Genomic DNA, 25,561 nt, shown 5'->3' with positions numbered 1-25,561 from the left:
AGCGCCCGGTCCCGCACCCGCGGGGCCGGGCGCTCGTGCGTGCGGCGGGCGGCCCGCGCCCGCGGCCCCGTGATCACTTCCGTCGGTGCGGCGCCCTCCCTGGGGCGGTCGGCGGCCGCGCGCCCGTGCACCCTGCGCCGTAGCCGGGGTGAGCCGGTCGATGGATGCGGCCCGTGCGCCCCGGCGGCCACGATCGGGTCGTACCCCGGCGGCGCGCCTCGCGCGGCGTCACGACCACGACTCGAAGGGCTGCTCATGATCGAAGCGGTCGGCCTGCGGAAGGTCTACGGCAAGAAGGTCGCCGTGCACGACCTCAGCTTCACCGTGCGCCCGGGCATCGTCACCGGGTTCCTCGGACCCAACGGGTCCGGCAAGTCCACCACCATGCGGATGGTCATGGGCCTGGACCGGCCCACGGCCGGGCAGGTCCTCGTCGACGGGCGCCCCTTCGCCCGGCACCGCGCCCCGCTGTCGGCGGTCGGCGCGCTGCTGGACGCCAAGGCCGTGCACACCGGGCGCTCGGCCTACCGGCACCTGCAGTCCATGGCCGCCACGGCCGGCATCCCCACCTCGCGCGTCGACGAGGTCATCGACCTCGTGGGCCTGCGCGAGGTCGCCCGCAAGCGCGCGGGCGGTTTCTCGCTGGGCATGGGGCAGCGCCTCGGCATCGCCTCCGCCCTGCTGGGCGACCCCGCGGCGGTCATGTTCGACGAGCCGGTCAACGGGCTCGACCCCGACGGCATCCTGTGGATCCGCAACCTCATGAAGGAGCTGGCCCAGCAGGGCCGGGCCGTCTTCGTCTCCTCGCACCTCATGAGCGAGATGGCGCTGACCGCCGAGCACCTCGTCGTCATCGGCAAGGGCCGGCTCATCGCCGACGAGAGCGTGCAGTCCTTCATCGACCGCGTGCAGCCGCGCGGCGTCACCGTGCGCTCGCCGCAGGTGTCGCAGCTGACCGACCTCGTCGTCGACGGCGGCGGGACGCTGCACCCGGTGCAGGACGGGGCCTTCGAGGTGCGCGGCATGTCGGCCGCCGCCATCGGCGACGCCGCCGCCGCCCGCGGGGTCGCGCTGCACGAGCTGACCACCGTCAAGGCCTCCCTGGAGGAGGCGTTCATGGAGCTCACCGCGAGCGCCGTGGAGTACCAGGCGCACGGGGCCGCCGCGGACGGCGCGCAGCCCACCGTCGCCGCCGTCCCCGACCGCACCCCCGAGGAGGTGGCCCGGTGAGCGCCGTGGCCCTGGAGCAGCAGCAGTTCACGCCGGTCGAGCGCCGGGTCACCTTCGGCGGCCTGCTGCGCTCGGAGTGGATCAAGTTCTGGAGCGTGCGCTCCATCGTCGTGACCATGGCGGTGGCCTTCGTCGCGATCGTCGGCCTCGGGGTCCTGCTGGCGTGGGCCACGGCCTCGTCCTTCGCCGACCCGGAGACCGCCCAGCAGATGGCCGCGCAGGGCTTCGACCCGGTGTCCGCCAGCCTGCAGGGCGCCCAGATGGCCAGCCTCATCGTCGCCGCCGTCGGCGTCATCGTCATCGCGGGCGAGTTCTCCACCGGGATGATCCGCACCTCCTTCGCCGCCGCCCCCGGCCGGCTGGGGGTCTACGCGGCCAAGGCCGTCGTCCTGGCCGTCTCCGTCGCGGTCGTCATGGGCGTCGGCGTCCTCCTGGCCTTCCTGCTCGGCCAGGCCGTCCTGGAGCGCGAGGGCGTGGGCGCCTCCCTCGGCGACGAGAACGTGGTGCGCGCGCTGCTGGGCCACGTCGCCATGCTCACCGGCTTCGCCCTGTCCGGCCTGGCCGTGGGCGCCCTGCTGCGCAACTCCGCGGGCGCCATCTGCACCGTCCTGGCGGCGATCTTCGTCGTGCCGCTGCTGCTCATGGCGGTGCCGGAGTCCTGGGGCGGGGAGACGATCCGCGAGTACTACTTCACCAACACGACGATCAACGCGCTCGGCGTCACCGACCAGAGCGCCTACCTCGAGCCGGCCGCGGGGCTGGCCCTGTTCGCGGTGTGGATCGCGGTGCTGCTCGGCCTGGGCGCGCTGGTGCTGAAGAAGCGCGACGTCTGAGCCAGCGCTCCGCGCGCCGGAGGGCCCGTCGACCACCCAGGGGGGAGTGGTCGGCGGGCCCTCCGGCGTCCGGGCGCCCGGTCCGGTCCGGCGGCGGCCGCGGAAAGGAGCTTGACAGTCGATGAAAACCTTTGCACTGTGAGCAGCAACAACGGCGTCGGGGGTGCTGCATGGCTGTGACCATCCACGAGGTGGCCCGCCGGGCCGGCGTGTCCGTCTCGACCGTCTCGCGCGCCCTGGCGGTGCCCGACCTGGTGCGCGCCAGCACCCGCGACCGCGTCCTGGCGGTGGCCGAGGAGCTCGGCTACCAGCCCAACCGGGCTGCGCGCGGGCTCATCACCGGGCGCACCGGCAACATCGGCGTCGTCGTCCCCGACGTCGCCAACCCCTTCTTCAGCGCCGTGCTCAAGGGCGCCCACGCCCGTGCCCGCGAGGCCGGGCAGGTCGTCTTCCTCGCCGACTCCGCCGAGGACTCCCGCGTGGAGGCCGAGCTGGTCGCGGCCATGGGCAAGCAGGTCGACGGCATCGTCCTGTGCTCGGCCCGGATGAGCGACGAGGAGCTCGAGCGCAGCGCCGGGTCGACGCCCATGGTGCTGGTGAACCGCCGCAAGGCCGGGCTGCCCAGCGTGCTCATGGACTCCGCCGACGGCATGCGCCAGGCCGTCGAGCACGTCGCCGCCCTCGGCCACCGCCGCATCGCCCACCTCAGCGGCCCCGTGCGCTCCTGGTCCTCCGCCGAGCGGCTGCGCGGCCTGCGCGAGGCCGCCGCCGCCAGCGGCGTCGAGGCCGTCGAGATCGGGCCCTTCCCGCCCACCTTCGAGGCGGGCCTGCCCGCCGCCGACCTCGTGCTCGCCAGCGGGGCCACCGCCGTGCTGGCCTACAACGACCTCATGGCGCTCGGCGTGCTCAACCGCCTCGCCGTCCGCGGCGTCGTGGCGCCCGCCGAGATGAGCGTCGTGGGCTTCGACGGCATCCAGATGTCCGCCATGACCACCCCCGCCCTCACCACCGTGGGGATGCCGACGGAGACCGCCGGGCGGGCGGCCGTGGAGCTGCTGCTCGACGTCCTGGCCCGCCCCGAGCACCACTCCGACGCCGCGCGCACGCTGCAGTGCCAGCTGGTCGTCCGCTCCACCACCGTCCCGCCGCTGCCGCAGGCCGTGCGCGCCGGCGTCCCCGCCCGACTGGAGGCCCTCTCGTGACGACGTCGACCCCCGCGCCCACCCCCGCGCCCGCGCCCGCCGGCGCCGTCGCGCCGCTGCTGCGCCTGGCCCCCGGCGACACCGTCGCCGTCGCCCGCGAGGCGCTCGCCGCCGGCACCGTCGTCGACCTCGCCGCGGTGGGGGAGGCCGGCTCGCTGACGCTGCGCTCCGAGGTCCCCGCCGGGCACAAGGTCGCCCTGCGCGACGTCGCCGCCGGCGAGCCGGTGCGCAAGTACGGCCAGCTCATCGGCCTCGCCTCGGAACCCGTCGCCGCCGGCGAGCACGTCCACGTCCACAACCTCGCCTTCACCGCCTCGCAGGCCGGCGCCGGCAGCGCCGAGGCGGGCCGGGACGGCTACGCCGTCGGCGTCGACGCCCGCCCCCGGCTGCTCGTGCCGCCGGCCGAGCGGCGCACCTTCGACGGGTTCGTCCGCGCCGACGGGCGGGTGGCGACCCGCAACTACATCGGCGTCCTCACCTCGGTGAACTGCTCGGCCACCGCCGCCCGGCGCATCGCCGACACCTTCCGCTGGCCCGGGGCGCTGGATCAGTACCCGAACGTCGACGGGGTCGTCGCGCTGACCCACGGCACCGGCTGCGGCATGGACGCCCGCGGCGAGGGGGCGCAGCTGCTGCGCCGCACCATCTCCGGCTACGCGCGCCACCCCAACTTCGCGGCGCTGCTCGTCATCGGCCTCGGCTGCGAGGTGAACCAGGTCGCGGCGCTCACCTCCGGCTTCGACCTGCCGCCGGAGGTCCCCGTCGTCGCCATGACGATCCAGGAGATCGGCGGCACCACCCTCACCGTCAAGGCCGGGGTGGAGCGCGTCCGGGAGCTGCTGCCGCTCGTCGACGCCGCCCGGCGGGTGCCCGTGCCCGCCTCCGAGCTGGTCCTGGGCCTCAACTGCGGCGGCAGCGACGCCTGGTCCGGGGTCACCGCCAACCCGGCGCTCGGCATCGCCTCGGACCTGCTCGTGGCCCAGGGGGGCACCTCGGTGCTCGCGGAGACGCCGGAGGTCTACGGCGCCGAGCACCTGCTGACCCGGCGCGCCCGCGACCCCGAGGTCGCCGAGAAGCTGCTGCGGCGCATCCGCTGGTGGGAGGAGTACACGGCCGCCCACGGCGGGAGCATGGACAACAACCCCTCGCCGGGCAACAAGGCCGGCGGGCTGACGACCATCCTGGAGAAGTCCCTCGGGGCGGTCGCCAAGGGCGGTTCGGCCGCGCTGGAGGCCGTGTACGAGTACGCCGAGCCGATCACCGCCAAGGGCTTCGCCTTCATGGACACCCCCGGCTACGACCCCGTCTCGGTCACCGGGCTCGTCGCGGGCGGCGCCAACGTCGTCTGCTTCACCACCGGGCGCGGTTCGGTGTTCGGCTGCAAACCTGCGCCGAGCATCAAGCTCGCCACGAACTCCGAGGTGTTCACGCGCATGGAGGACGACATGGACGTCGACTGCGGGCGCGTCCTGACCGGCGAGCAGACGCTCGAGGAGGCCGGCCGCGAGCTGTTCGAGCTCGTGCTCGAGGTCGCCTCGGGGCGGCGCAGCAAGAGCGAGGAGCTGGGGATCGGCGACGAGGAGTTCCAGCCGTGGCAGCTCGGGGCGGTGATGTGATGAGCGCCCCCACCGCGTCGGCGGCCCGCCTCTCGCTGGCCACCCTGGACGCCGTCCCCCGCGACCTGCGCCCGCGCGTCGACCCCGCCGCGCTGGGCGTCGGCATCGTCCACCTCGGCATCGGCGCCTTCCACCGGGCCCACCAGGCCGTCTACACCGAGGACGCCGTCACCGCCGCCGGCGGCGACTGGGGGATCTGCGGCGTGACCCAGCGCAGCCGCGCCGTCGTGGAGCAGCTCGGCCCGCAGGACGGGCTGTACGCGGTGCTCGCCCACGACGCCGCCGGCAGCGCGGCGCGCGTGGTGGGCGCCGTACGCGAGCTGCTCTTCGCCGGTGAGCAGGCCGACCGCCTGCGCGCCCTGCTCGCCGCCCCCACGACCCGGCTGGTCACGCTGACGGTCACGGAGAAGGGCTACCGCCACGACCCCGCCACCGGCCGGTTGCGGCGCGCGGACCCCGACGTGGCCGCCGATCTCGACGGGTGGCCGGCCGGGCGGGCGCCGCGCACCGTCGTCGGGCAGCTCGTGGCGGGGCTGGCCGCGCGCCGCGCGGCCGACGCGGGCCCGATCACCCTGCTCTCCTGCGACAACCTGCCCGCCAACGGGGCGGTGCTGCGCGGTCTGGTCGCGGACTTCTGCGCGGCCCTGCCCGGCGGCGACGGGCTGCGGGGGTGGATCGAGGAGTCGGTGCGCTTCCCGTCCTCGATGGTCGACCGGATCGTGCCCGCCACCACGGCCGCCGACCGCGAGCAGGTGCAGCACCTGCTCGGGCTGCGCGACGAGGGCGTCGTCGTCACCGAGCCGTTCCGCCAGTGGGTCGTCGAGGACGACTTCGCCGCCGGGCGCCCGGCGTGGGAGCGCGCCGGTGCCGTCCTCACCGACGACGTCGCGCCCTACGAGGCGATGAAGCTGCGGCTGCTCAACGGCAGCCACTCCACGCTGGCCTACCTGGGTCTGCTGGCCGGTCACGAGCACGTGGCCGACGCCGTCGCCGACGACGGGATCGCCGCGCTGGTCGCCCGCCTCATGGCCCGCGACGTCGTGCCGACGCTGGCGGTGCCGGCGGGTTTCGACGTGGCGCGCTACCAGCGCGACCTGCTGGACCGCTTCGCCAACCCGGCGCTGCGCCACCGCACCCTGCAGATCGCGATGGACGGCAGCCAGAAGCTGCCGCAGCGCCTGCTGGGGACGATCTCGGACGCCCTGGCCGCCGGTCGTGAACCCCGCGCCGCCTGCCTGGGGGTCGCCGCCTGGATGCGGTACGTGTCGACCGCGCGCTCCGAGACCGGCGCGCCGCTGCCGGTCGACGACCCGCTGGCCGCGCGGCTGGCGGAGGTCACCGCGGGTGCGGGTTCCCCCGCGGCCGTCGTCGACGCGCTGCTGGGCCTGCCGGAGGTGTTCGGCGCGGACCTGCCCGCCGACGACCGCTTCCGCGCCCTGGTCGGACAGGCGCTGGAGGCGCTGACCCGCGACGGGGTGGCGGGGGCGGTCCGCGAGAGCGTCGCGAGCTGAGGGTGGGCGCCCCCGCCGGTCCCGCGGACCCCGACGAGCCCGACGGCCCCGTCGACGCCCTGGAGGGGTTCGAGGACTGGCCCGCCTTCCTGCACCGGGAACTGCCGCGGCGCAGCGGCCCGCCCGACCTGGCCGCGGTGCTGGGGCTGCCGCGCCGGCCACCGCCCCCGCGGGTGCGCGAGGAGGGGTCGCGCAGGGTCGGCGACGTCGACGTCACCACCCTGTCGTGGGAGGTGGGTTTCGGGCCCCGCACCCGGGCGTCCCTGCTGCGCCCGGCGGGCAGCGACGAGGTGCTGCCGGGGGTGCTGGGCCTGCACTGCCACGGCGGCGCCAAGTGGACCGGCGCCGCCAAGCTCGTCGACGACGGCTCGCCCCCGCAGGACGCCGGTGCACCGCGCTTCGCCGGCTACGGCGGACGGGCCGCGGCGAACGCGCTGGCGCGGCGGGGTTTCGCGGTCCTGGTCCACGACGCGTTCTCCTGGGGCAGCCGCCGGTTCCCGCTGACGCGGCCCTCGCCGAAGTGGGCGCCCTGGCTCGCGGCCCTGGAGGCGAGCTGGGCGGCGCAGGGGATCGAGGCCGGTCCCGCGCAGCGCTACGACGCGCACGCCCAGCTGCACGAGGAGACCCTCGCCAAGGCGGCCGGCGTCCTGGGCACGACGTTCGCGGGAGCGGTCGTGTTCGAGGACCTGCTGGCCCTCGACGTGCTCGCCGGGCTGCCCGGGACCGACCCGCACCGGCTGGGGGCCTTCGGCTTCTCCGGCGGCGGCGGGCGCGCGCTGCTGCTGGCGGCGCTCGACGAGCGCGTGCGCGCGCACGTCGTCGCCTGCATGCTCTCCACGACCTCGGCGCTGGTGGGGCGCTACCTGGACACCCACTCGTGGTTGCTGCACTCACCGGGACTGGCCCGCTTCGCCGACCTCCCGGACCTCACCGCGCTGCGCCCGCTGCTCGTGCAGTACGCGCTGCAGGACCCGCTCTTCCCGCCGGCCGGGATGCGCGCCGCGCACGAGCGCCTGCTGGCCCGGCACGCGGCCACCGGGACCTACCGGGGGGCCGAGCACCCCGGCGGGCACCGGTTCGACGTCCCGATGCAGGAGCAGGCGTGGGAGTTCCTGGAGCTGCACCTGGCGCGCTGAGGCTCCCCGGCCGACCCGGCCGCCCTCACCGCTCCCGGGGGAGCGGTGAGAGGTCCGTCGCCGTCAGCTGCGCGCGGACGGCGAGCTCGATCGCCGTGAACGCGTGTTCCTGGCTCATCGCCGTCTCGGTGCGCTGCAGGCAGTCCAGGACGAGCTGGCCGAAGAACGGGTAGCCCACCTCGCCGTCGAGGTGGAAGTGCCGCTCGCCCTGCCCGTTCACCAGGAACAGGTGCCCCGGCCCGTCCTGGGTGCCGATGTTGGCGTACTTGCGCTGCTCGATGAACCCCTCGGTGCCCAGGATGAAGCTGCGTCCATCGCCCCAGGTCTGCAGGCCGTCGGGGGTGAACCAGTCGCAGCGGAAGTAGCCGGTCGCCCCGGTGTCGGTGACCAGGTTCGCATCTCCGAAGTCGTCGAGCTCGGGGTGCTGCGGGTGGGCGTAGTTGGCGATCTGGCTGTTGACGACCCGGGCGCTCCTGGCGCCGGTGTAGTGCAGGACCTGGTCGACGTTGTGGCTGCCGATGTCGATGAGGATGCCGCCGTAGGCCTCCCTCTCGAAGAACCACCCCGGCCGGCTGGGGGCGTTGAGGCGGTGCGGTCCCAGGCCGATGACCTGCAGCACCCGCCCGATCGCGCCCTGCTCGATCAGCTGCCCGGCGAAGACGGCCGTCTCCACGTGCACGCGCTCGGAGTAGTAGACCGCGTACTTGCGCCCGGTGCGCGCCACCGCCTCGCGCGCGGCGGCCAGCTGCTCCAGCGTGGTCAGCGGTGCCTTGTCGGTGAAGTAGTCCTTGCCGGCCGCCACCACCCGCAGGCCCAGCGCGCACCGCTGCGCGGGCACGGCCGCGCCGGCCACCAGCTGCACCCGCGGGTCGTCGAGCACCTCGGCCTCGCTGCGGGCGGCGCGGGCCTGCGGGAAGCGCTCGCGGAAGCGCTGCACCTTCGCCGGGTCCGGGTCGTAGACCCAGCTCAGGGTGGCGCCGGCCCCGATGAGGCCTTCGCACATGCCGTGGATGTGGCCGTGGTCCAGGCCGATCGCGGCGATGACGAACTCACCCGGTGCCACGACGGGGGCCGGCCGGGGCGCGGGGGCGTAGGTGCCGCCGTCGGCGGCGCTCACCGGGCCACCCCCGAGACGGTGATGGAGCCGGCGAGGTCGGTGACGGAGGCGGTCTTGGTGAAGAAGCGCGGTGCGCGCTCGACCAGCGTCCCCGGCCGGGAGTACGGGTCGCCCCCGGCCAGCGGGAGGTCGACGGTGCGGCGCTCGATGCCGGCCTGGTAGATGGCCGTGATGAGCTCGATGGTGCGGCGCCCGTCGTGGCCGTCGACGGCGGGGCGGCGGCCGGTCTCGACGGCGCTCAGGACGTCGTCGACCTGTCCCCGGTGGCCGGTGTGCGCCAGCGGCCGGTGCGCGGCGGCCAGCGCCTGCAGCTGCTGCACGAGGTCGGCATCGCCCTGCGGTGCCGGGAAGCCGTTGGGCTGGGCGAGCTCGGCGAGCACCTCGCCGTCCAGGCCCACGCTGGCCCGGCGGCCCTGCACGACGATCCGCTGGCGCTCGCCGTGGTGCACCACGGAGCTGGTGATGGTCGCCAGGGCCCGCTGGTAGGCCAGGACCGCGACGGAGAGGTCCTCGACCTCGGAGTTCTCGTGGGCGGCGTTGGTGAGCACGGCCGTCACCGACTGCGGGGCGCCCAGCAGCCACAGCAGCAGGTCGACGTGGTGGACGGCGTGGTTGAGGGTGCAGCCGCCGCCCTCCTGCTCCCAGGTGCCGCGCCACCACATGTCGTAGTAGCCCAGGCCGCGCCACCAGGCGGAGTCGACCTGCACGTGGGTGACGGGTCCGGTCAGGCCGGAGTCCAGGGCGGTCTTCAGCCGGACCACGTCGTCGCGGAAGCGGTTCTGCGCCACCGAGGAGAAGAAGGCTCCGCTGCCCTGCTCGGCGCGCAGGATGGCGTCGCAGGCGGCCAGGGAGGGGGCCATGGGCTTCTCGCACAGCACGTTGACGCCGGCGTTCAGCGCATCGACGCTGATCTGCTCGTGGGTGGAGGGCGGGGTGCAGACGCTGACGAGGTCGACGTCCCCGCGGGCGATCACCTCCCGGTGCGAGGCGTGCACCCCGGCCTGCTCGAGGCCGAACTCCTCCTTGCGGGCCTGCGCGCGTTCTGGGAGGACGTCGCTGAGGGCGACGACGGTGCAGCGCTGCGGGAAGGCCAAGTAGGCCCGCAGGTGGGACTCGGAGATGCCGCCGGTGCCGACGACGGCGACCCGGATCACGCGCCCGCTCCGTCGCGGGGGGCGTACGCGGCGCGCGGGATGGTCGTGGTGAGGTCCACGGCGGTCTCCACGGCCTCCTCCAGCGCCAGCTGGCCGGTGGCCACCAGCGAGGCGAGGAATCCGCTGTCGACGCGGCGCGCCACGTCGTGGCGGGCGGGGATGGACGCGAAGGCGCGGGTGTCGTCGACGAAGCCGGAGGTGTTGTAGAACCCGGCGGTCTCGGTGACGGCCTCGCGGAAGCGGCGCATGGCCAGCGGCGAGTCCAGGAACCACCACGGCGCCCCGAGGCGCACCGAGGGGTAGGCGCCGGCCAGCGGGGCCAGCTCGCGCGAGAACGTCGTCTCGTCGATGGTGAACAGGACGCAGCGGAAGGCCGGGTCGGAGCCGAACTCCGACAGCAGCGGGCGCAGGCCGTGCACGAAGTCGACGGCGACGGGGATGTCGAAGCCCTTGTCGGGGCCGAAGCGCTCGTGGACCGCCGGGTCGTGGTTGCGCAGCACCCCGGGGTGGATCTGCATGACCAGGCCGTCGTCGCGGCTCATGCGGGCCATCTCGAAGAGCATGTGGGCCGCGAACGCGGCCGCGTCGGCGGTGCTCACCGCCCCCGCGCGGGCGGCGGCGTAGACGCGCTCGGCGTCGGCGCGCTCCAGCGGTGTCGTGTCGGCGCTGAGGTGCCCGTGGTCGGTGGCCCGCGCCCCCATCGCCACGAAGTGCTCCCGGCGTCGCCGCAGCGCGGCGAGGTAGCCGTCGTAGCTGCCGACGTCCTCGCCGGAGACCTCCGCCAGCTCCTCGACGTCCTGCTTCCAGCCGGGGCGGTCCAGGTGGACGAGGGCGTCGGGCCGGAAGGTCGGCACGACGGTGCCCGACCAGCCGGAGGCCGCGATGGCGGCGTGGTGCTCCAGCCGGCTGGAGGGGGCGTCGGTCGTGGCCAGCAGCTCCACCCCGAAGGCGTCGAAGAGCGCCCGGGGCCTGAACCCCGGGCTCGCGATGCGCTCGGCGAGCTGGTCGTAGATCTCGTCCGCGCTCTCGGGGGAGGGCTGCACCCGCACGCCGAAGACGTCGTGCAGCTCGTGCTCGAGCCAGTACCTGCTCGGGGTCCCGCGGAACAGGTGCCAGCCCGCGCAGAAGCGGCGCCACACCTCCCGCCCGTCCTGCTCGACGGGCCCGCCGTCGGTGCGCGGCAGACCCAGGTCCTCGGGCCGGGTGCCCTGGGAGACGAGCATGCGGGTCACGTAGTGGTCGGGGACGACGAGCATCCGGGCGGGGTCGTCGAACGGCTCGTCGTCGGCCAGCACCTGGGCCTCGACGTGCCCGTGCATGCTGATGATCGGCAGGTGGCGGACCTGGGCGTAGATCTCCCGGGCCAGCGCGCGCACCCCCGGCTCGGCGGGCAGGAGGCGGTCGTCGTCGAGGGTGAGGGGGCGCACGGGGTCTCCGGTGGCTCGCGGGCGTGGTCGGTCGGGGAGTCGGTCGGGGAGTCGGTCGGGGGAGTCGGCCGGGGGAGTCGGCCGGGAGGAGCCGGGGCGGACCGTCACAGGGCCAGGACGTCGTCCGCCCGCACGGGCAGCCCGGTCTCGAAGGAGCGGTTCGCCGCCAGGCCGGTGAGCAGGGAGCGCGCCCCGTCCAGCTGGGTGGAGGCCCGGCCGAGCGGGTCGGGCCCGGCGGGCTCGCCGAAGATGTCGGCCAGCATGCGCTCGTCGCCGCCGCCGTGGCCGGCGCCGGTGGTGTCGGGCAGCTCCAGCTCGACCGGCTGCTCCCACAGCCGGCGCAGGAGCAGCCGGGTGCCGGCGCCGGAGTCCGCGGCGTGCCCGTCCACGCCGTGCAGCGCCTCGCCGGGCGCCCGGCTCGCGGTGACCGGGTCCACGAAGGCGTTCTCGACGACGTCCAGCTCCAGACGGCCCCCGCTGCCGTTGAACACCACGTGGTAGCCCTCCCAGGGGGAGTAGGCGGTGAGGTGGTAGCTCATCGTCGCGCCGTTGCGGTAGCGGACGGCCACGCACATGTCGTCCTCGATCGTGACGCCGGGGGCGAAGACGTTCTGGTCGCGGTGGTAGCCGTCCTCGTGCTCGGCGTCGAGGTAGAGCGCCGTCAGGTTCGGCGAGGAGTCCAGCTGCAGGGCGAAGGGGTCGTCGGCCGCCTCGGGGGCGCCGTGCGCGCGCTCGTAGCCGCGGGCCAGCCCGCGGCGGGCGCCGTTCTCGTCGCCGTAGAAGAACAGCCGGCCCAGGCCGAACACCGTCTCCGGCGCGGAGGCGATCCACCAGTTGACGAGGTCGAAGTGGTGGGTGGCCTTGTGGACCATGAGACCGCCGGAGTTGGCCTTGTCGCGGTGCCAGCGCCGGAAGTAGTCGGCGCCGTGGCGGGTGTCGAGCAGCCACTCGAAGTGGACGGAGCCGATCTCGCCGATCGCGCCGGAGGCGATGACCTCGCGGACCTTGGCGTGGGCGGGGTTGTAGCGGTAGTTGAAGGTGACGGTGACCTTGCGGCCCGAGGCCCGCTGGGCCTCGAGGATGCGCCGGCAGCGCTCCGCGTCGATCGTCATGGGCTTCTCGGTGACGACGTCGCAGCCGGCCTGCAGCGCGGCGACGATGTACTCGTCGTGGGTGCTGTCGACCGTCGTGACGACCACGGCGTCCACCCGCTGCTCGGTGAGCATCCTGGTGAAGTCGGCGGCCGCGTACGTGGGGACCGGGTCGTGGTCGTGCTCGTCGCGCAGGGCCTTGTTGTGCGCGTCCATGCGCGTCTGGTTGGCGTCGCAGAACGCCACCAGCTCGTTGCGGTCGGCGTGCGTGCGGGCCAGGGCGCGGACGTACATCTGGGCCCGCCCGCCGAGTCCGACGACGGCGTAGCGGGTGCGGGCGGGCGACGTGGGGCCGGGCATGGGACTCCTCCGCGAGTCGGGTGCAGCACCGGGTGAGCGTCGCTGCAAACCTTTGCGACCAAGTCAGCTCCTCCGCGCCGCCACCTGTCAAGGGACGCGGCCGAAGAGGTGGGAGCTGGGCGCGGCCTGTGCGCCCGTCAGCTGAAAACGTTTGTGACAACGCGCGGGAAAGCGCTTGACGCACCGCCGCCGGTGTGCCGCAATGGGGCGAGCCGGGAGGCAGCGCCGCCGCCGCCGGGCCCGTCACCGATCGAAGGAGATCACGATGACCACCCCCACCGGGCGCTCCGCGGCCCGCCTCGCCGTCCCCGGTCGCCGGTCCTTCCTCGCCGGCGCGCTCGGCGCCTCGATGCTCGGCCTGGCCGCCTGCGGCGGCGACGACGAGAGCGCGGCCGCGGGCGGCTCCGCGGCGGGCGCCGGCCCCGAGACCACCGAGCCCGTCGTCCTCACCGTCGCCTGGTGGGGCGGCCCGGCCCGCGCCGAGAACACCCAGAAGGTGCTCGACCTCTACACCGCGGCCCACCCCAACGTCACGTTCAAGACCCAGTGGCAGGGCTACAGCGGCTACTACGACAAGATCAACACCTCGGCGGCCGGCCGCAACGCGCCGGACATCATCCAGATCGACAACCGGGCGCTGCGCGAGTACGCCAACAAGAGCGTCATCGCCGACCTCACCCCCTGGGTGGGCAAGACGCTGAAGACCGACCAGATCGACGCCAAGCTCATCGACACCGGCAAGGTCGACGACAAGCTCTACGCGATGCCGCTGGCCTCCAACACCCAGGCGGTCGCCGTCGACGCCACCGTGCTCCAGCCGCTGAACCTGCTGCCGGCCGAGACGGGCTGGGCCGACTGGGACGAGTTCGCCGCCTGGGCCACCCAGGTCACCACGGCGACGGGCGGCCTGTGGGGCACCCGCGACGAGAGCGCGAACCTCAACTGGCTGGAGTACTGGCTGCGCCAGAACGACATGGCCCTCTACGACGGACAGGCCCTGGGCTTCGGCGAGGCCGAGCTGACGGAGTGGTTCACCATGTGGGGCGACCTGCGCGACAGCAAGGGGGCCTCGCCCGCCGAGGTGAGCCAGCCCGCCAACGCCGGTGACATCTCCAAGAACACCGTCGCCACCCAGCAGACGGTGGCCACCTTCTCCTACGACAACCAGCTCACCGAGCTGGCCAAGGCCACCGACCACCAGCTCCAGCTCGTGCCGCTGCCCGGCGACCTCTCCGGTGCCTACGCCCGCCCCTCGCAGTTCTTCACCGCCTACGCGCGCGGCAAGAACATCCCCACGGCGGTCGACGTCATCAACTTCTTCGACAACGACCCCGAGGCAGGTGCCGCCCTCGGCACCGAGCGCGGCCTGCCGCCCAACAGCGCCGTCCGCGAGGCCATCAGCCCCGCCTTCGACGAGCAGCTCAAGTACGTCGTGGCCTTCGACGAGCGGGTGACCGCCGCCGCCGGCGACACCCCGCCGGTCCCCGCCCAGGGCGACTCCCAGATCGGGCAGCTGCTCACCTCCGCCGCCGAGAACGTCGCCTTCGGGCGTGCGGAGGCCGCGGCCGCGGCCGCGGAGTTCGTCTCCCAGGGCAACTCCGCCCTGAAGCGCGCCGGCAGCTGACCCGGCGCCGCGAGCCCCGCGATGACCGTCCCGACGAGGCCTCCGACGAAGCACACGGACAGGAGCGTCACCATGGCCGACACGGCCCACCGCCCACCGCGCGTGGACGCGCGCACCAGCGCCGGAGCCCGCTCGCGGGGCAGCAGCCCCCGCCGCCGGCGCGAGGCGGTCGCGGGCTACACGTTCCTGCTGCCGTGGTTCATCGGCCTCTTCGGCATCACCCTCTTCCCGATGCTGTACTCGCTGTACCTGAGCTTCACCGACTACGACCTGCTGCAGTCCCCGCAGTGGATCGGGGTCGAGAACTACGTCCGGATGCTGACCGACGACCCGCAGTACTGGAACTCGGTCAAGGCGACGCTGCTGTTCGCGGTGGTCTCGGTGCCGCTGAAGCTGGCCGTCGCGCTCGGCGTCGCGCTGCTGCTCTACCGCGACCGGCGCGGTGTCGGCCTGTACCGGTCGCTGTTCTACGTGCCCTCGCTGCTGGGCGGCAGCGTGGCCATCGCCATCGTCTGGCAGACGCTCTTCGGCGGCCAGGGCGCGCTCAACGAGATCCTCGGCCTCGTCGGGATCGAGGGGCGCAGCTGGATCACCAACCCCTCCACCGCGCTGGGCACGCTGGTGCTGCTGGCGGCCTGGCAGTTCGGTGCGCCGATGGTCATCTTCCTGGCGGGGCTCAAGCAGATCCCCGCGGAGCTGTTCGAGGCCGGTGCCCTCGACGGCGCCGGCCGGTTCAAGCAGTTCTGGCACATCACCCTGCCCATGCTGTCCCCGGTGCTCTTCTTCAACCTCGTGCTGGAGACCATCGCCGGCTTCCAGGGGTTCACGGCCGCGTTCGTCATCAGCGGCGGCACCGGCGGTCCCGCGGACTCGACGCTGCTCTACACGCTCTACCTGTACCTGCGCGGCTTCGGCGACTTCCAGATGGGCTACGCCTCGGCGATGGCCTGGGGCTTCCTGCTGGTGCTGGGGATCATCACCGCCATCGTGTTCCGCAGCGGCTCGCTGTGGGTCCACTACGCCGACGAGGGGGAGCACTGATGACCACCGCTCCGAGCACGCTGGCCTCCGCGCCGATCGCACCGCAGGCACCCTCGGGCGGGCGCCCGGCGCGCGGACGCGGCGGGATCGTCGCGCACGTCGTCCTGGTGGCCCTGCTGGTCGTCGCGCTGTACCCGATCGTCTACATGGTCGGGACGTCGTTCAAGTCCCCGCAGGAAATCTCGAACAACCTCAACATCCTGCCCGAGTCGTTCACCCCGGGGAACTACGCCGACGGGTGGTCGGGGATCCCCGGCGTCAGCTTCGCCCGCTTCTTCGTCAACAGCGTCGTCGTCTCCGTCGGCGTCGTCGTCGGCAACGTCGTCTCCTGCGCGCTGGCCGCCTACGCGTTCGCCCGGCTGCGCTTCCCGCTGCGGGGGGTGTGGTTCGCGCTGATGATCGGCACGCTGCTGCTGCCGCACCACGTGCTCGTCGTGCCCCAGTACGTCCTGTTCAACGCCCTGGGCTGGGTCAACACCCCGCTGCCGCTCATCGTCCCCAAGTTCCTGGCGACCGACGCGTTCTTCGTCTTCCTCATGGTCCAGTTCATGCGCGGCATCCCGCGCACGCTGGACGAGGCCGCCGCCATCGACGGGTGCGGGCCCTTCGCCACCTTCTTCCGGATCGTGCTCCCGCTGACCAAGCCCGCCCTCGTCACGACGACGGTCTTCTCGTTCATCCAGACCTGGAACGACTTCTTCTCCCAGCTGGTCTACCTCAACGACATCGCCAAGTACACGCTGCCCATCGGCCTGCGGCTCTTCCTGGACTCCTCCGGGCAGAACGCCGTCGGCCCGATGTTCGCGATGTCCGTCCTGAGCCTGGTGCCGGTCTTCCTCTTCTTCCTGGTCTTCCAGCGCCTCATCGTCGAGGGCATCAACACCAGCGGGATCAAGGGGTGAGCGCCCCGGTGGTGGCGGCCCCCCGTCCCCGGCGCCGGCGCGCTCCCGAGGAGACCGGCTCCGGGCGGGGCTGGAAGGAGCAGGTGCGGCGCATCTCGGAGCTGTGCCTGCTGGGGCTCGTCGCGGCCCTGCTGGCGGTGTGCGTCCTGCCGCTGGGCGCCGTCGTCGCGACGCTGTCGCGGGCGGTGGGGCACTGGGCCGACGCCGACGAGCTGCCGCCGTGGTCGCAGACCGCCCGCGAGTTCGGCCGCCGCTTCGCGCCCGGCTGCCTCGTCAGCGCCCTGGCCGTCCTCGCCGGGCTGGTCGTCGTGCTGGAGCAGGACCTGCTGCGCTCGGGCGCCGTCCCCGGCGGCGACCTCGCCGCGCTCGCGCTGCTCGCCGTCAGCGCCGTCCTGCTCGCGGCCGTCCTGCTGGGCGTCCCGCAGCTGGCCGACGGCCCGCGGGGGCGCAGCTGGCGCTCGGCGCTGGCCGGCGGCTGGCTGGCGCTGCGCCGCGCCCCCCTCGCCGGGGCGGCGGCCCTCGCCGCCACGGCCGTGGCCGTCCTGCTGAGCCTGCTGCTGCCCGGCGTCTTCCTGGTCCTGCCGGCGCTGTGGGTGCTGTCCCTGCACGCCGTGCACCGCCGCCTCGTGCTCCCGCACCTCGCCCCGGGCACCGGTGCCCCCGCCACCGGCGCCGGCCCGGACGGGCGCGGGCGGTGAGCCGGCCGCGCGTCCTGCTCGTCGGGGCCCACGGGCACGGGCGCGGCCACCTGCAGCGGCTGCGCCGCCTGGCCGACGCCGGCCGCCTGGAGCTCGGGGGGGTCTGCGACACCGCACCGCCCGACGAGGAGCTGACCGCGCTGTCCGGGACGGCGCCGTGGACCGACGACCTCGACGAGGCGCTGCGCCGCGTGCGCCCCGACGTCGCCGTCGTCGTCACCCCCATCCCCACCCACGCCCCGATCGCGCTGGCCGCGCTGGAGGCCGGCGCCGACCTGCTGCTGGAGAAGCCGCCGACGGCCACCTGGGCGGAGTTCGAGCAGCTGCAGCGGGCCGCCGCCGCCGCGGGCCGCCACGTGCAGGTCGGCTTCCAGAGCCTCGGCTCCAGCGCCCTGCCCGCCGTGGCCGCCGACGTCGCCGCGGGCCGCCTCGGGACGCTGCGCGGCATCGGCGCCACAGGCACCTGGCAGCGCGCCGACAGCTACTGGAGCCGCGCCCGCTGGGCCGGGCGGCGCACCCTCGAGGGCAGGCCCGTCGTCGACGGCGCCCTCACCAACCCCTTCGCGCACGCCGTGGCCACCGCGCTGCGCCTGGACGGCAGCGAGGACGCCGCCTCCCTGGCCTCCGTGGAGCTGGAGCTGCACCGGGCCAACCCCATCGAGGCGGACGACACCTCCTGCCTGCGGCTGCGCACGGCGCGCGGCACGACGATCGTCGTCGCCGTCACCCTGTGCGCCGCCACCGCGCGCGAGCCCGCCGTCACCCTGCGCGGCAGCCGCGGCAGCGCGACGCTGCGCTACACCCGCGACGAGGTGACCTGGTCGACCCCGGAGGGGACGGTGGTGGAGCAGCACACCCGCCGCGACCTGCTGGAGGACCTGCTGGAGCACCGCGGGGACCCCGCCGGGGCGCTGCTGGTGCCGCTGGAGCGCACCGCGGCGTTCACCGCCGTCCTGGAGGCCGTCCGCACCGCGCCCGACCCCCGCCCGGTCCCGCCCGAGCTCGTGCAGGTCCTCCAGGAGGGGGACGACCGGCGCTGCGTCGTGCGCGGCGTCGACGAGCTCGTGGCCGCCGCCGCCGGGCGGCTGGCCACCTTCTCCGAGCTGGACCCCCGCTGGGCCCCCGGAGCCGCGCAGCCGGCCGGCGTCCCGGCCGTGCAGCCCGCGCCGCCGTCCGCCTGAGCCCGGCCCGGCCCGCGCCTGCGCCGGGCCGGCGGCCCGCCCGGCGTCCCCCGGGGGCTCCGGGGACACCCGGCGGGGGCGCGCGGGCGCCGTCGGGCGGACCTGAGCGGCTACGCCACCAGCGAACGACGTGGCGGAACAGCCCGCCGGAGGCGCAAGTTGGACTGGACGAGCGGGCTCCGACCGCCTCGCCCCCGGCGTCCGACGCCGACGGGAGTGAGACTGTCGGGGCTCGGGACTAGCATCGGAATGGTCGGCGAGGTGCACGCCCCGCAGACCCGACCACCCGCGAGGAGCGCCGCATGTTCGAGAGGTTCACCGACCGCGCCCGACGGGTCGTCGTCCTGGCCCAAGAAGAGGCCCGGATGCTCAACCACAACTACATCGGGACCGAGCACATCCTGCTCGGCCTGATCCACGAGGGCGAAGGCGTCGCCGCCAAGGCCCTCGAGTCGCTGGGCATCTCCCTGGACGCCGTCCGCGAGCAGGTCCAGGAGATCATCGGGCAGGGCCAGCAGGCCCCGTCCGGTCACATCCCCTTCACCCCCCGCGCCAAGAAGGTCCTGGAGCTGTCGCTGCGCGAGGCGCTGCAGCTCGGGCACAACTACATCGGCACCGAGCACATCCTGCTCGGGCTGATCCGCGAGGGCGAGGGCGTCGCCGCCCAGGTCCTGGTCAAGCTGGGCGCCGACCTCAACCGGGTGCGCCAGCAGGTCATCCAGCTGCTCTCCGGCTACCAGGGCAAGGAGCCCGCGACGTCCGGCGGCCCGCAGGAGGGCACCCCCTCGGGCTCGCTGGTGCTCGACCAGTTCGGGCGCAACCTCACCCAGGCCGCCCGCGAGGGCAAGCTGGACCCGGTGATCGGGCGCGACCCGCAGATCGAGCGCGTCATGCAGGTGCTCTCGCGGCGCACCAAGAACAACCCCATCCTCATCGGGGAGCCGGGTGTCGGCAAGACCGCCGTCGTCGAGGGGCTGGCCCAGTCCGTCGTGCGCGGCGAGGTGCCGGAGACCCTCAAGGACAAGCAGATCTACACCCTCGACCTCGGCGCGCTCGTCGCCGGCTCCCGCTACCGCGGTGACTTCGAGGAGCGGCTGCGCAAGGTCCTCAAGGAGATCCGCACCCGCGGCGACATCATCCTGTTCATCGACGAGATCCACACCCTGGTGGGTGCCGGTGCCGCCGAGGGCGCCATCGACGCCGCCAGCATCCTCAAGCCCATGCTGGCCCGCGGCGAGCTGCAGACCATCGGCGCCACCACGCTCGACGAGTTCCGCAAGCACATCGAGAAGGACCCGGCGCTGGAGCGGCGCTTCCAGCCGATCCAGGTGCCCGAGCCGACGCTGGCGCACGCCATCGAGATCCTCAAGGGCCTGCGCGACCGCTACGAGGCCCACCACCGGGTCTCCATCACCGACGCCGCGCTGGTGGCGGCGGCCACCATGGCCGACCGCTACGTCAACGACCGCTACCTGCCGGACAAGGCGATCGACCTGATCGACGAGGCCGGCGCCCGGTTGCGCATCCGCCGCATGACCGCACCGCCGGACCTGCGCGAGTTCGACGAGCGCATCGCCGACGTGCGCCGGGAGAAGGAGTCCGCGATCGATGCGCAGGACTTCGAGAAGGCCGCCTCGCTGCGCGACGGCGAGAAGAAGCTCCTCGCGCAGAAGGCCGAGCGCGAGAAGCAGTGGAAGTCCGGGGACATGGACGTCATCGCCGAGGTCGACGAGGAGCTGATCGCGGAGGTCCTGGCCGTCTCCACCGGCATCCCGGTGGTGCGGTTGACCGAGGAGGAGTCCTCGCGGCTGCTGAACATGGAAGCGGAGCTGCACAAGCGCGTCATCGGCCAGAACGATGCGATCAAGGCGCTCTCGCAGGCGATCCGGCGCACCCGGGCGGGTTTGAAGGACCCCAAGCGTCCCGGTGGCTCGTTCATCTTCGCCGGCCCGACGGGGGTGGGGAAGACGGAGCTGGCCAAGGCGCTGGCGGAGTTCCTCTTCGGTGAGGAGGACGCGCTGATCCAGCTGGACATGAGCGAGTTCTCCGAGAAGCACACCGTCTCGCGGTTGTTCGGCTCGCCTCCGGGTTACGTGGGCTACGAGGAGGGTGGTCAGCTGACGGAGAAGGTGCGCCGCAAGCCGTTCTCGGTGGTGCTCTTCGACGAGGTGGAGAAGGCGCACCCGGACATCTTCAACTCGCTGCTGCAGATCCTGGAGGACGGTCGCCTGACCGACTCGCAGGGTCGGATGGTGGACTTCAAGAACACCGTGATCATCATGACGACGAACCTGGGGACGCGGGACATCTCCAGGAGCGTGGGCACCGGGTTCGCCGCAGGGTCGCAGAGCACGCAGACGAACTACGAGCGGATGAAGGCCAAGGTCAACGACGAGCTCAAGCAGCACTTCCGGCCGGAGTTCCTCAACCGCGTCGACGACATCGTCGTCTTCCCGCAGCTGACGCAGGAGGAGATCGTCCAGATCGTCGACCTCTTCATCAAGCGGGTCGACGACCGCCTCAAGGACAAGGACATGGGCATCGAGCTCACCCCGTCCGCCAAGCGCCTGCTGGCGACCAAGGGCTACGACCCGGTCCTCGGCGCGCGGCCGCTGCGCCGCACGATCCAGCGCGAGATCGAGGACGTGCTCTCGGAGAAGATCCTCTTCAGCGAGCTGCGCCCGGGTCAGATCGTCTCGGTGGACACCGCGGGCGAGGGCGTGGAGGAGAGGTTCACCTTCGAGGGCACCTCCAAGGAGGACCTGCCCGTGACCGTCCCCGTCGGGGACGGCAACGGCGAGGACTGACCTCACCGGCGCCACCGGCGCCACCGCATCGACGGCCCGGCACCCCACCACGGGGTGCCGGGCCGTCGCGCGTGCGGGGTCTGCGAGGATCGCGCCGTGTCCGCCAGACCGGAGCCCGCCAGACCGGAGCCCGCACCCGCCGCCGCACCCGTCGTGGTGCGCCCCGCGCGCACCGGCGACGTGCCCGCGGTCCGCCGGCTCGTGGAGGACTACGCCCGCCAGCGCATCCTGCTCGGCAAGGAGCTCATCACCCTCTACGAGGCCGTCCAGGAGTTCGTCGTCGCCGAGCAGGCCGGCCGCGTCGTCGGCTGCGGGGCCGTGCACGTGCTGTGGGAGGACCTCGCCGAGATCCGCACCCTGGCCGTCGACCCCGGCGTGCGCGGCCTCGGGGTCGGCTCCCGCATCCTCGAGGCGCTGCTGCAGCGCGCCGACGACCTCGGCGTCACCCGGCTGTTCTGCCTGACCTTCGAGACCGCCTTCTTCGCCCGGCACGGCTTCACCGAGATCGAGGGCACGCCCGTCGAGCAGGACGTCTACGCCGAGATGCTGCGCAGCCACGACGAGGGTGTCGCGGAGTTCCTCGACCTGGCCCGCGTCAAGCCCAACACCCTGGGCAACAGCAGGATGCTGCGGGTCGTCCCCGCAGCCGGACGGCACGAGGAGCGCGCATGACCGACCCGACCCGACCCGCCAGCACCACCGTCGTCGTCATGGGGGTCTCCGGCAGCGGCAAGACGACCGTGGCCACCCAGGCCGCCGAGCGGCTGGGCTGGAAGTACTCCGAGGGCGACGACTTCCACCCGCCGGCCAACGTGGAGAAGATGCGCGCCGGCCACCCCCTCGACGACGAGGACCGCTGGCCGTGGCTGTCCGACATCGCCACCTGGATCGGCGACCGCGAGAAGCTGCGCGAGGACGTGGTCATCACCTGCTCCGCCCTCAAGCGCGCCTACCGCGAGGTGCTGCGCGACGGGCACCCGTCGGTCGTCTTCTGCCAGCTCGTGGTGCCCGCCGAGGTGCTCGAGGAGCGCATGGCCCACCGCCGGGGCCACTACATGCCCGCCTCCCTGCTGCACAGCCAGCTGGAGACCCTGCAGGACCTGCAGCCCGACGAGCGCGGCTTCCAGGTGCGGGTGGAGGGTGGGGAGGAGAAGGTGCTGGCCGACGTGCTGCGGCACCTGGAGCCCTACCTGGCCTGAGCCGTGGGGCGGTCGGCACGTGGCGGAGCGGAGGAGGGGCGGGGCGTGGACGGGCAGCTGCGGGTGACCGCGCGCTTCAGGGTCCCGGCCGCGGAGCTGCGCGAGCGCTTCTCGCGCGCCGGCGGTCCCGGGGGCCAGGGCGTGAACACGACCGACTCGCGCGTCGAGCTGTCCTTCGACCTCGCCCGCTCGCCCTCGGTGCCCGAGGACCTGCGCGAGCGGGCGCTGCGCCGCCTGGAGGGTCGGCTCGTCGACGGGGTCGTCACGGTGGTCGCCTCCGAGCACCGCGCCCAGCTGCGCAACCGGCAGGCCGCCGCGGAGCGGCTGCGCGAGCTGCTCGCCGAGGCCGTCGCCCCGGGACCCGCGCGGCGGCGGCCCACCAGGCCCACGAAGGGCTCGCAGCGCCGGCGCCTGGACGCCAAGCGGCAGCGCGGCGACGTCAAGAAGCTGCGCCGCAGCACCGGCGACTGACGGCGGACCGTCCCGCCGGCACCGGCGCGCGGCCCGTCAGGACCGGGGCAGGGCGAACCGGCCGTCCTCCAGCGGCTCGACGAGGCCGTCGGCCACCAGGCCGTCCAGGCACCGCGCGCGCTGCACCGCCTCGTCCCAGCAGGCCGCGAGCTCGGCGGCCCCCACGGGGCCGTCGGCGGCGCGCAGCACCGCGAGCAGCTTCCCGCGCACCTGCCGGTCGGTGCCCGCCCACGCCTGGGCGCGGCGCGCCGGGCCGTCGTGGGCGGGGCGGCCGGCGAGGACCCAGGCGCAGCGGTCGGCCAGCGGGCAGCTCGGGCAGCGCGGGGCGCGCGCGGTGCAGACCAGGGCCCCGAGCTCCATGACGGCCACCGCCCAGCGGGCCGCGGTCGGCGGGTCCTCGGGCAGCAGCCGCACCGCCAGCCGGGTCTCGGCGGCGGTGAGCGCGGGGGCGGGCTCGGCGGCGCCGGTGACCGCCCGGGCCTGGACGCGCCGGACGTTGGTGTCGACGACGGCGTGCCGCTGCCGGAAGGCGAACGAGGCGACGGCCGCCGCCGTGTAGGCGCCGATCCCGGGCAGCGCGAGCAGCTGCGCGTGGTCGTCGGGGACCCGGCCGCCGTGCTCGTCGCGGATCGCCACGGCGGCGGCGTGCAGGCGCAGCGCCCGCCGCGGGTAGCCGAGCCGGTTCCACGCCCGCACCGCCTCGCCGGGCGCCTCGGCGGCCAGGTCGGCGGGTTCAGGCCAGCGCCGCAGCCACGCCGTCCACTCGGGCAGCACGCGCGCGACGGGTGTCTGCTGCAGCATGACCTCGCTGACGAGCACGCCCCACGGCGAGCAGGCGGGGTCGCGCCAGGGCAGGTCGCGGGCGTTCTCGTCGTACCAGTCGAGCAGGCGCAGGTGCAGGTCGGGCACGTCGTCGGTCCCGGGTGCGCCGGGCGGAGCGGTGGTCGTCATCGCCGACGATCGTCGCACGCGGCGCGGACGTCCCCGGCCCTGCGCGACCGCGCAGGGTGAGCGGCACCGCACTGAGGGTGGTTGCGTTGCGCGGCAAGCCTTCCTGCGGCGCGCCTGCTCGACGCCGCTGCCCGCGCCGCCTACGGTCGCGCCGTGAGCAGCGTGCTGCACCCCGTCGGACCCGAGCGCAGGGGCGTCTACTGGCGCCGCCGCCTGCTGGCCGTCCTGGTCCTCCTCGCGGTGGTCCTCCTCGCCGTCCTCGGCGTGCGGGCGCTGACCTCCGAGCGGGCCGCCGGCGAGCCCGCCGCCCAGCAGATCGACCCCTCCCAGGTCGCCAGCACCCTCACCGCGCAGCCGACCGGGAGCCCCACCGGATCGCCCACCGGATCGCCCACGGCCACCGCGACGACGTCCGCCGCCGTCGCCCCCTGCGAGGGCGCCGCGCTCAGCGTGCTGCTGACCTCCGACGCCACGACGTACGGTCCCGGTCGCACCCCGAAGTTCGCGCTCACCGTGCAGAACGTCTCCCCGGTCACCTGCAGCGTCGAGGTCGGCAGCGGGATGCGCACCTTCGTGGCGACCGACGCCTCCGGCGCCCAGGTCTGGTCCAGCGAGGACTGCCAGTCCTCGACGTCCTCGCAGGTCTACGAGGTGGAACCGCAGTCGTCGAGGTCGATGACGACCACGTGGTCGCGCCAGCGCTCGGCCGCCGGCTGCCCGGACGGGCAGGAGATGGTGCCCGACGGCACCTACACCGTGACCGGCACCTGGAACGGCGTCGCCGCCGCGCCGGTGACCGTCAGCTTCTCCGGCTGAGCCCGACCGCCCCGCACGGGGGCGGTGCCTCAGACGTAGCGCTCGAGGATCGAGGACTCCGCCAGCCGCGACAGGCCCTCGCGCACGGCGCGGGCGCGCTGCTCGCCGACCCCGTCGACCGTCATGAGGTCGTCGATGCTCGCCGCGAGCAGCTTCTGCAGGTCCCCGAACTGGTCCACCAGGCGCTCGACGATGGCCCCCGGCAGGCGCGGGACCCGGTTGAGCAGCCGGAAGCCCTTGGGGCTGACGGCGGAGTCCAGGGAGTCGCCGCCCACGGAGAAGCCCAGCACGCGGGCCACCTGCGACAGGTCGACCAGCTCGGCGGAGCTCAGCCCGGCCAGGGCGTCCAGGACCGCCTCCAGCGGGCCCTCGTGCCGGCTGGCCTCCAGGTAGTCGCGCACGACCAGCTCGCGGTCCGGGCCGATGCCGCCGACGAGCTCGTCCAGCTGCAGGGACAGCAGCCGGCCGTCGACGCCGAGCTCGACCACGTACCCGGCGATCTCGTCGGCGATGCGGCTGACCATCTCGATGCGCTGCACGACCGAGCAGACGTCGCGGACGGTGACGAGGTCCTCGATCTCCAGCGCCGACAGCGTCCCGGTGACCTCGTCGAGGCGGGCGCGGTAGCGCTCCAGCGTCTGCAGCGCCTGGTTCGCGCGGCCCAGGATGGCGTCGGAGCCCTCCAGGACGTAGCGGCGGTTGCCGGTGTAGACGGCGACGATCCGCATCGACTGGGAGACGGAGATGACCGGGAAGCCCGTCTGCTTGGCCACCCGCTCGGCGGTGCGGTGCCGGGTGCCCGACTCGCTGGTCTCGATCGTGGAGTCCGGCACGAGCTGCACGGCGGCGCGCAGGATGCGCGAGACGTCGCGGTCCAGCACGATCGCGCCGTCCATCTTCGCCAGCTCGCGCAGCCGCGTCGCGGAGAACTCCACGTCGAGGGTGAACCCGCCGGTGCACAGGGCGTCCACGACGCGGTCGAAGCCCAGCACCACGAGGGCACCGGTGCGCCCGCGCAGGATGCGCTCGAGACCGTCGCGCAGCTCCGTGCCGGGGGCGAGGATCGCCAGGGTCGCGCGCAGGATCTCCTCGGGAGTCCGGTCAGCGGTCGCCACCGGGCCCACCTCCCCACGTACGTCGAGCCTGGTGGCCGGAGTCTAGCGGCGGGGCGCGTGGGACGGGTGGGCACCCGCC

General features: G+C 74.2%; 22 protein-coding genes. 16 read left to right on the top strand and 6 right to left on the bottom strand.

All coding sequences use genetic code 11. From position 1 onward, the window contains the following. Positions 1–255 precede the first annotated feature (255 nt). The 6 genes from ACRYM2_RS08375 to ACRYM2_RS08350 all read left to right on the top strand — a co-directional run bounded on the left by ACRYM2_RS08375 (position 256) and on the right by ACRYM2_RS08350 (position 7,528). Entirely contained in the window at positions 256–1,230 is a 975-nt protein-coding gene (locus tag ACRYM2_RS08375; RefSeq protein WP_432521415.1) for an ABC transporter ATP-binding protein, read from the top strand. Continuing rightward, positions 1,227–2,063: an ABC transporter permease gene (locus ACRYM2_RS08370; RefSeq protein ID WP_432521414.1), complete on the top strand. Its 837-nt coding sequence runs from the start codon at positions 1,227–1,229 to the stop codon at positions 2,061–2,063. The genes ACRYM2_RS08375 and ACRYM2_RS08370 overlap by 4 nt, the downstream gene beginning before the upstream one ends. Positions 2,064–2,233: 170 nt before the next feature. Continuing rightward, positions 2,234–3,265, top strand: coding sequence for a LacI family DNA-binding transcriptional regulator (locus tag ACRYM2_RS08365; protein WP_432521413.1), 1,032 nt, complete (start codon positions 2,234–2,236; stop codon positions 3,263–3,265). Beyond that, the gene (locus ACRYM2_RS08360; RefSeq protein WP_432521412.1) at positions 3,262–4,881 is read left to right on the top strand and encodes a UxaA family hydrolase; all 1,620 of its coding nucleotides are present in this window, start codon (positions 3,262–3,264) and stop codon (positions 4,879–4,881) included. Before ACRYM2_RS08365 ends, ACRYM2_RS08360 begins: the two co-directional genes overlap by 4 nt. Then, positions 4,881–6,392, top strand: a complete 1,512-nt coding sequence (locus tag ACRYM2_RS08355; protein WP_432521411.1) for a mannitol dehydrogenase family protein — start codon at positions 4,881–4,883, stop codon at positions 6,390–6,392. The genes ACRYM2_RS08360 and ACRYM2_RS08355 overlap by 1 nt, the downstream gene beginning before the upstream one ends. A 2-nt stretch (positions 6,393–6,394) precedes the next feature. Beyond that, positions 6,395–7,528, top strand: coding sequence for a dienelactone hydrolase family protein (locus ACRYM2_RS08350; RefSeq protein ID WP_432521410.1), 1,134 nt, complete (start codon positions 6,395–6,397; stop codon positions 7,526–7,528). A 25-nt stretch (positions 7,529–7,553) separates the two neighbouring features. On the opposite strand, the gene ACRYM2_RS08345 is transcribed toward ACRYM2_RS08350, so the two are convergent. The 4 genes from ACRYM2_RS08345 to ACRYM2_RS08330 all read right to left on the bottom strand — a co-directional run bounded on the left by ACRYM2_RS08345 (position 7,554) and on the right by ACRYM2_RS08330 (position 12,677). Then, complete coding sequence (locus ACRYM2_RS08345; RefSeq protein ID WP_432521408.1) at positions 7,554–8,645, bottom strand: Gfo/Idh/MocA family protein; 1,092 nt, start codon at positions 8,643–8,645, stop codon at positions 7,554–7,556. Then, positions 8,642–9,799, bottom strand: coding sequence for a Gfo/Idh/MocA family protein (locus ACRYM2_RS08340; RefSeq protein WP_432521407.1), 1,158 nt, complete (start codon positions 9,797–9,799; stop codon positions 8,642–8,644). Before ACRYM2_RS08340 ends, ACRYM2_RS08345 begins: the two co-directional genes overlap by 4 nt. Continuing rightward, entirely contained in the window at positions 9,796–11,226 is a 1,431-nt protein-coding gene (gene uxaC, locus ACRYM2_RS08335; protein ID WP_432521406.1) for a glucuronate isomerase, read from the bottom strand. Before uxaC ends, ACRYM2_RS08340 begins: the two co-directional genes overlap by 4 nt. A 104-nt stretch (positions 11,227–11,330) precedes the next feature. Next, entirely contained in the window at positions 11,331–12,677 is a 1,347-nt protein-coding gene (locus ACRYM2_RS08330; RefSeq protein WP_432521405.1) for a Gfo/Idh/MocA family oxidoreductase, read from the bottom strand. Positions 12,678–12,942: 265 nt separating this feature from the next. Between ACRYM2_RS08330 and ACRYM2_RS08325 the strand changes: the two genes are divergently transcribed. The 9 genes from ACRYM2_RS08325 to arfB all read left to right on the top strand — a co-directional run bounded on the left by ACRYM2_RS08325 (position 12,943) and on the right by arfB (position 22,600). Then, a complete protein-coding gene (locus tag ACRYM2_RS08325) occupies positions 12,943–14,301 on the top strand; it encodes an ABC transporter substrate-binding protein (RefSeq protein WP_432521404.1) in 1,359 nt (452 codons plus the stop codon). 72 nt (positions 14,302–14,373) lie between these two features. Further along, positions 14,374–15,342, top strand: a complete 969-nt coding sequence (locus ACRYM2_RS08320; protein WP_432521403.1) for a carbohydrate ABC transporter permease — start codon at positions 14,374–14,376, stop codon at positions 15,340–15,342. Next, positions 15,342–16,244 carry a carbohydrate ABC transporter permease gene (locus ACRYM2_RS08315; RefSeq protein WP_432521402.1) on the top strand — a complete coding sequence of 301 codons (903 nt, stop codon included), beginning with the start codon at positions 15,342–15,344 and terminating at the stop codon, positions 16,242–16,244. The genes ACRYM2_RS08320 and ACRYM2_RS08315 overlap by 1 nt, the downstream gene beginning before the upstream one ends. Beyond that, a complete protein-coding gene (locus ACRYM2_RS08310) occupies positions 16,241–16,942 on the top strand; it encodes a hypothetical protein (protein ID WP_432521401.1) in 702 nt (233 codons plus the stop codon). The genes ACRYM2_RS08315 and ACRYM2_RS08310 overlap by 4 nt, the downstream gene beginning before the upstream one ends. Beyond that, a complete protein-coding gene (locus ACRYM2_RS08305; protein ID WP_432521400.1) occupies positions 16,939–18,123 on the top strand; it encodes a Gfo/Idh/MocA family protein in 1,185 nt (394 codons plus the stop codon). The genes ACRYM2_RS08310 and ACRYM2_RS08305 overlap by 4 nt, the downstream gene beginning before the upstream one ends. Before the next feature lie 302 nt (positions 18,124–18,425). Then, entirely contained in the window at positions 18,426–20,930 is a 2,505-nt protein-coding gene (locus ACRYM2_RS08300; RefSeq protein WP_432521399.1) for an ATP-dependent Clp protease ATP-binding subunit, read from the top strand. A gap of 96 nt (positions 20,931–21,026) precedes the next feature. Continuing rightward, the gene (locus ACRYM2_RS08295) at positions 21,027–21,602 is read left to right on the top strand and encodes an amino-acid N-acetyltransferase (protein ID WP_432521398.1); all 576 of its coding nucleotides are present in this window, start codon (positions 21,027–21,029) and stop codon (positions 21,600–21,602) included. Beyond that, entirely contained in the window at positions 21,599–22,129 is a 531-nt protein-coding gene (locus ACRYM2_RS08290; protein WP_432521397.1) for a gluconokinase, read from the top strand. Before ACRYM2_RS08295 ends, ACRYM2_RS08290 begins: the two co-directional genes overlap by 4 nt. A gap of 45 nt (positions 22,130–22,174) precedes the next feature. Beyond that, positions 22,175–22,600 carry an alternative ribosome rescue aminoacyl-tRNA hydrolase ArfB gene (arfB, locus tag ACRYM2_RS08285; protein WP_432521396.1) on the top strand — a complete coding sequence of 142 codons (426 nt, stop codon included), beginning with the start codon at positions 22,175–22,177 and terminating at the stop codon, positions 22,598–22,600. A gap of 36 nt (positions 22,601–22,636) precedes the next feature. Here arfB and ACRYM2_RS08280 read toward each other — a convergent pair whose 3' ends face one another. Next, on the bottom strand, positions 22,637–23,551 hold the full coding sequence (locus tag ACRYM2_RS08280; RefSeq protein WP_432521395.1) for an HhH-GPD family protein: 915 nt from the start codon (positions 23,549–23,551) through the stop codon (positions 22,637–22,639). A gap of 153 nt (positions 23,552–23,704) precedes the next feature. Between ACRYM2_RS08280 and ACRYM2_RS08275 the strand changes: the two genes are divergently transcribed. Next, positions 23,705–24,367: a hypothetical protein gene (locus ACRYM2_RS08275; RefSeq protein ID WP_432521393.1), complete on the top strand. Its 663-nt coding sequence runs from the start codon at positions 23,705–23,707 to the stop codon at positions 24,365–24,367. 29 nt (positions 24,368–24,396) lie between these two features. Here the strand turns inward: ACRYM2_RS08275 and disA are convergent, their stop codons facing one another. Continuing rightward, positions 24,397–25,482 carry a DNA integrity scanning diadenylate cyclase DisA gene (gene disA / locus ACRYM2_RS08270; RefSeq protein WP_432521392.1) on the bottom strand — a complete coding sequence of 362 codons (1,086 nt, stop codon included), beginning with the start codon at positions 25,480–25,482 and terminating at the stop codon, positions 24,397–24,399. Positions 25,483–25,561: the final 79 nt, after the last annotated feature.

It is taken from the genome of Kineococcus aridisoli (assembly GCF_050871885.1).
GTDB lineage: Bacteria > Actinomycetota > Actinomycetes > Actinomycetales > Kineococcaceae > Kineococcus.
The sequence above is the reverse complement of the archived record's forward strand: the minus strand, read 5'-3'. Positions and strand labels throughout refer to the sequence as shown.